The 6,501-nt window shown below is 44.1% G+C and carries 5 protein-coding genes; 4 read left to right on the top strand and 1 reads right to left on the bottom strand.

What is annotated here, in order from left to right:
* Window positions 1–610: 610 nt before the first annotated feature.
* The 4 genes from BUC26_RS24470 to BUC26_RS21960 all read left to right on the top strand — a co-directional run bounded on the left by BUC26_RS24470 (window position 611) and on the right by BUC26_RS21960 (window position 6,139).
* On the top strand, window positions 611–1,036 hold the full coding sequence (locus BUC26_RS24470) for a prepilin-type N-terminal cleavage/methylation domain-containing protein (protein WP_084540853.1): 426 nt from the start codon (window positions 611–613) through the stop codon (window positions 1,034–1,036).
* 87 nt (window positions 1,037–1,123) lie between these two features.
* A complete protein-coding gene (locus tag BUC26_RS21970) occupies window positions 1,124–3,226 on the top strand; it encodes a tetratricopeptide repeat protein (RefSeq protein ID WP_084540852.1) in 2,103 nt (700 codons plus the stop codon).
* Window positions 3,210–4,388: a vitamin K epoxide reductase/DsbA family protein gene (locus tag BUC26_RS21965; protein ID WP_073379502.1), complete on the top strand. Its 1,179-nt coding sequence runs from the start codon at window positions 3,210–3,212 to the stop codon at window positions 4,386–4,388. The genes BUC26_RS21970 and BUC26_RS21965 overlap by 17 nt, the downstream gene beginning before the upstream one ends.
* Window positions 4,385–6,139 carry an ArnT family glycosyltransferase gene (locus BUC26_RS21960; protein ID WP_073379499.1) on the top strand — a complete coding sequence of 585 codons (1,755 nt, stop codon included), beginning with the start codon at window positions 4,385–4,387 and terminating at the stop codon, window positions 6,137–6,139. The genes BUC26_RS21965 and BUC26_RS21960 overlap by 4 nt, the downstream gene beginning before the upstream one ends.
* An 85-nt stretch (window positions 6,140–6,224) precedes the next feature.
* On the opposite strand, the gene BUC26_RS21955 is transcribed toward BUC26_RS21960, so the two are convergent.
* The gene (locus BUC26_RS21955; RefSeq protein WP_244155934.1) at window positions 6,225–6,470 is read right to left on the bottom strand and encodes a transposase; all 246 of its coding nucleotides are present in this window, start codon (window positions 6,468–6,470) and stop codon (window positions 6,225–6,227) included.
* Window positions 6,471–6,501 lie beyond the last annotated feature (31 nt).

Genomic DNA, 6,501 nt, shown 5'->3' with positions numbered 1-6,501 from the left:
TCAGGGCCAGTTCAATCGCCGAGATAACCGACTCGGGATATTTAGTCAGGTTGAGCAGGGTCCGTTTCTTGACTTTGGAGCCGTGCTCTCCGCGCTCCCGGTACGATTCGCGAAGCAAAATCTGGGTATAGACCTTGTCGCCGCGCTTTGATTTGACTCGGTGGATATGCATGATGCCTGCTTTTTACCATACATAACACACTATGTCAAATATATAGAGTAAAATTTGATGCCTACATAATTCTCTCTAAAATCGCTACTTTAAAACAGCAAATCAAGGTGTTACTTCATTTTGTGTCTGGAACATCCGCTCCAAACAAGCCTGTTACCATGCTTCGTAATTGCCGACCGAACCATGACATTTTTTGTCACATCAATAGCGGCTCTGCGTCAGAAATTGTTCAGATGTGGGGAGCAATCTTTTTTTTATTGACGGTCAACTCTCCTTCAAGTAGCCTCATCAACCGATATATACTTGTAATAACAATAATATCAAAAGTAACAGAAAGTTTTCTAGCCACCTGGCACTATCTTTGCTGGTATGGCATCAACCAAATTGTGCCACTGAAAAGGCATATGTCTAACAACCATGTTTCTGGGAGGAAACGCCATGAACAAACTGAGAATCAACCACAACGAAAAAGGCTTCACCCTGATCGAATTGATGATCGTCATCGCTATCATCGGTATCCTGGCAGCAATCGCCATCCCGAACTTCATCGCCTACAGGAATAAGGCTTTCTGTTCCCAGGCTGAATCAGATGCGAACAATATTGCTGCGGCTGTTGCCGATTATTTCTCGATTCCAAGCAATACATCTATATCAGATGGAGCCATTACGTTAACAGAAATCTCTGGGGATAACTCTTTCACTATTACTGCAACTAATCCTAACGAAGCTATCACTATAACGGTAACCGATGGATCAGGACGATGCCCTCTTGCTTACCAAGGAGCTATGCTTGAAGCTGACTTCCCCACCGGTTTCTGGAGCAATACTGAACCAGGAGTCTATACGAAAGTCATTACCGAATAATAAACATAATATCAGTATATTTTTGTGTAGAAAGGGGAAGCCCGCTTAATGCAGGGTTCCCCTTTTTAAATATTATATATCAAATTCATGATGAGATGTAGCCAACTATCATTAGTTATTCCCTTGTTGTTATTAATTATACTAGTATATAACAACACCTTTTATGTTCCTTGGCAACTAGACGATCCACCAAATATTACGAAAAATTATTCTCTTCATATATCTGACTTATCACCAAAAAATATTCTGCAAACATTTTTTGCAAAACCATTTGCTGAAAATAAATTTTATCGCCCTATTTCTAATTTTACTTTTGCTATTAATTGGTATTATGGAAATGACAACCCTTTCAATTATCATCTTATCAACCTTTTAATACATTTATTTGCATCGTTTTTCTTATTTAAAACAATTAAAGCTATTTTAGAACATTCAGCTTACACAAAGAGATTTTCTGATAATGACGTCTTGTTTGTCGCCATGCTCAGCACCTGCCTCTGGGCCATCAATCCCATCCAAACCCAAGCAGTCACCTATATCGTCCAACGCATGGCATCAATGGCTGCCATGTTCTTCATCATCTCAATCTATCACTATGTTCTCGCTCGCCAAACACAAGTAAACAGACAAACAATTCTCCATCTTATCCTTTGTGTTATCTTTTTTCTCCTGGCACTGGGCTGCAAAGAAAACGCCGTCACCCTCATTCCCACCTTACTGCTGTTGGAGTTATGTTTTTTCAAGAGAAACGATCGTGCGGCAAAAATCATCCTGGCAATCCTTGTAGGCGCCACTATCTTCTTTTTCCTTGCTGCATTCTATTACGCAATTGACCGCAATCTCCTCCAATCATTTTCAGAACCAATCGGTAGCAGGCCATTTTCCGTCAAAGAACGGCTCTTGACCCAACCTGCTATTTTATTGCTTTATCTATCTCTCCTATTCTATCCATCTCCGGCACGATTATCGATTGATCATAGTTTCCCGTTATCCACCTCCCTTTTCCAACCATGGACAACGCTACCATCCATACTGATCGTATTAATTCTTATTGTTTTCGCTATAATCCGGTTCCGAAAAAATCCATTGCTCAGTTTCGCCATTCTGTTTTTCTTTATCAACCATATTATCGAATCAACAATTATTCCGTTAGAACTTATCTTCGAACACCGCAACTATTTGCCATCGTTCTTTTTGTTTCTGCCAGTTGCAGCGGGAATCAGGTATCTGCTCAACTGGAGTGCTTCCTCCATGCGATTGGTGCATGCCGCTATCATTGTCGTTGTTCCCCTCCTGCTGATCATGCTCGGCCTTGCCACATACACTCGAAACAGCGCTTGGGCGAGCGAGGAAAGCCTGTGGGCTGACGCCCTCACTAAAGCCCCAAATAACGCCAGGCCTTTTGCCAAACTGGGAGAAATCTACGGCTGGCAAAAGGAGAAGACCCCGGAAAACCTTCACACCGCCGTGATACTGCTTCGCAAGGCCCTGGAACGCGAAAGTCCGCGGACCTCTTTTGAAGCGGCAATTATCGGCAATATCGGCAAGGTCTATATGAATTACGGTTTACTGGATCAAGCCGTTCACTATTTCCAAGAGTCGGTCCAACAAAACCCCAATTTTACAACCTCGCGCTTTGATCTAGCTCAAGTATTGACATTGCAGGGAAATTTCACTGAAGCCTTGGAACAGATCAATCTTCTCATAGAAGAAAATGACCAGCAAGGCAGATTTTATAATCTGAGGGCAATGATACTGCTGTGGCTAAACAGGCCTGATGAAGCTGCGCACAGTGCCCAGCAAGCAATGCCCCGCGCCTTTGTCAATAAGCAGCGCTATTTCTATAATATCGGTGTAGCCTTGAGCAAGGCCGGCCACCTCGATCAGGGACTCTGGTTTCTTAAGCGAGCATCGCAAACCTTTCCTCAGGACCGGCGAATCCTTTGTAGTCTGATAGAAAATCGCTTGTTGGTCGGTGACAGGCAGGGTGCCCGCCAATACAGCTTGCAACTCCTTTCTGGGCATGGCATTGTTTCTCTCGTTTCATTCTTGGAACAAGCCCGCACCGATTATGCGGCAGTGCCCATTAACGTAGACTTGATCAAACCGGTTATTGTCCAGACAGCTATGGATACCATCACCGACCTCAATCGTTACAACAGCGACAATCAGCATGATCCAGCGCAATAGCCTTCCCGGCGACAAAACTTCTTACCCATACCGTTTTTATACCATTCCCGTTTTTATCCTGCTGCTCCTCGGTCTTGGCGATTCGATCTATCTCGCCTATCTGCATGTCCAGAACTATGTAGATATAACCTTTAGCAGTTTTTGCGCCCTGTCCACATCAATCAATTGCGATACCGTGTCGCAGAGTCCGTGGTCCATACTACTGGGAGTTCCCTTAGCGTTTTGGGGCATCTTTGCCTATCTCTTATTTCTTTTCATTTTCCTGACAACCGTGCGCAAATCGTCCACCTCCATCTCGGTTTGGTATGTTCTTTGCGGGTTAGGAGGAATCTATTCCCTTGTTTCTCTCTATTTTGCTTATATCTCTTCAACTAAGATCAACGCCTATTGCATCCTCTGCATCTTTAGCTATGGCATAAATTTCGCTCTGTTTTTCTACAGCCTCATCATTATCCGCCGCTTTGGAACTGATCAGTTCCCTGTCGGTTTCATTAATGCGGTCAAGTATCTCAACCGGCGCCCGTATCCAGTAATCGGAATCATCGTCCTGTTGATTGCCTTTTTTTTGGTCCGTCTTTTGCTGCCCCCTTACTGGCACTATACCTTCCCTGATCCAGACCAAAACGTCTCGAATGGCTTAACTGATGAAGGCCATCCTTGGATCGGTGCCGAATCGCCACTCGTCACAATCCATGAATACACCGATTACCAATGTTTCCAATGCGGGAAGATGCATCTTTTCCTGCGCCGATTAATCAACGAACATCCCGACAAAATCAGGTTAGTCCACCATCATTATCCAATGGACCAAGAATTCAACTCGCTTATCGTCCCTGAGCCGTTCCATGTTGGCTCTGGCAAGATGGCCATGATCGCCATCTACGCCGCCTCTCAAGGTGCATTCTGGGAAATGAACGATGCGCTCTACACAATCGGCCAGGAAAAACAACCGTTCAATACCAGAACTCTGGCGGCGATGACCGGCTTTTCTTCAGGTGAGCTGGCGGCCGCTACCAAGCACCCACAAATACGAGATATCCTTCTTGCCGATATACGCCGTGGCATGAGAATGGAAATTACCGGTACACCAAGCTATGATATTGATGGAAAGGTTTATCAAGGCAAAATCCCACCTGAAATCCTGCAATCAATTATACGATGAGCCTTCACAAAGACTCCAGCCTGCCATCATTGCCAGCCCAAACTAATTACATCACCATCGCCCTATTTTTTTTGCTGCTAGCCCTGATAGTGGCGACCATCGTGCTCGGCTCCGTCCCCCCTGTAGACCGAGACGCGCTGACCCACCACCTTTTCGTTCCCAAGCTGTACCTACAACATGGTGGCATTTACGAAATCCCTGAGATTCCATTTTCTTATTACCCCATGAATCTGGATCTATTGTATATGATCCCTCTCTATTTCGGTAACGATATCATCCCGAAATATATCCACTATCTCTTTGCACTGCTAACCGCCGGATTGATCTTCAATTACCTCAAAAGAGAACTCAGCTTCAATTATGCACTCCTCGGTGCTCTTTTCTTTCTGTCGATACCGGTTATCGTCAAACTATCCATTACAGTGTACGTGGACCTTGGTGTGGTTTTCTTTACGACAGCTTCTTTGTTGCTACTGCTATCCTGGGCGAGAACGGACTTTAGGATAAGCCGGTTGATGTGGGCGGGTATTTGTTGTGGTTTAGCTGCCGGCACCAAATATAATGGTATTGTCAGTATCGTTGTGCTGACGCTTTTTGTACCAATCATCTTTCAGCGATTAACCAGCCCAGACAAACGATCAAACGGCATGGCATTGCTGTATTGTCTCTTGTTTCTGACAATAGCTATCATCACGTTTTCGCCTTGGCTAACCAGGAATGCTCTGTGGACCGGTAACCCCATTTATCCGCTGCATGATGCTCTAATCAAGAGAATTGTTTCTCCTGTCACAGCAAATGGCATACAGGAATCAGCGATAGACAAGGTGCAGAAACAAGTAAAGACTTCTAATCAAAAACGTGGAAATCATTTTATTACCCGAAGGATTCTCTATAATGAGCAGTGGTGGCAAACCCTGTTACTCCCTTTCCGCTTTTTTCTTGAAGGCAGAGATGATGATCCACGTTATTTCGATGGCAAATTGACCCCATTTTTATTGTTCCTGCCATTTTTTGCCATACTCATTAAGCTGCCGGAGAAAAACAGACAAAACGATCGGTTTATCTTCCTTGCTTTTGCCCTTCTTTATTTCTTCTTCACTTTTTTCCAAGAAGCGTTGCGCATCCGCTATGTTGCCGCAATCGTTCCGGCCTTGGTAATTCTCTCAATGTTCGGACTGGAGCGCATTGACTCTACTATAGCCAATTTTAAGTGGATTTCCGAGACTGGCACTGGTCGTTTATCCATAGTTATAACAGCTATCTCAATCATAATGCTATGGTACAATACAAAATACATTGCAGAGCAATATACTAGCATTCAACCCCTTCCCTTCCTAAACGGTGAGATAAGTAGAGACAATTACATCTCCTTATTTCGCCCGGAGTACCCGGCCATTAAACTTGCTAATTCAGTTACTTCTCCCGACACCAAGGTTCTTTGTCTTTTCCTTGGAAACAGGGGGTATTATATGGACTTCAAACCGGTTTTTGACCAACCGTATTCTCCATCAAGCCTATTGTCAGTTTTTCTGCGTTCTGAAAATCATGACAAGTCAGTTCTTGAAATGCTGCAGGCACGAGACCTGTCTTATGTGCTTTTACGGGAAGACCTAGCTCTGTCTTGGCTTCATCATTTGGACGAAACAAAACGCCATCACATAGAAGAATTTTTTGAAAATGATGCAAAGCCAATTTTCAAGCAGAATGGACATATTTTCTATCATCTTAAAAATAGATATAGAGGCTCTTGAAAAATTAAGTTCGAGTCAAGCTTCATGGTCAGTTGCCCCTTCAACCTGGAAATGTGATTATTGCTCCGGTGTCTAAATATCGAAGTCATGCCGCATATCGGACAAGTGGATGTTTGAAGTAACTTTTGACATGATTTGGTCGTCGCTGAAGGGTCTTCATAAACGACCTCGTTTTCTTTGCCAGATCGTCACTATTTCTGGCCGGCAAACCGGACCGTATTCGTTGCTTGAGATTCCCGTTCAAGTATTCATCCGGGTTGTGTTCCGGCGTATACGGCGGCAGATAAAAAACTTCTATCTGGTCCTGATGTTCAGAAAGCCATTTCCGCACGACCTTGCTGTGATGAACCCGAAGGTTATCC

Source organism: Desulfofustis glycolicus DSM 9705, from assembly GCF_900130015.1.
In the GTDB taxonomy this organism is placed as follows: Bacteria; Desulfobacterota; Desulfobulbia; order Desulfobulbales; family Desulfocapsaceae; genus Desulfofustis; species Desulfofustis glycolicus.
Note: the sequence above shows the minus strand (reverse complement) of the source record. Positions and strands in the feature narration are given on the sequence as shown.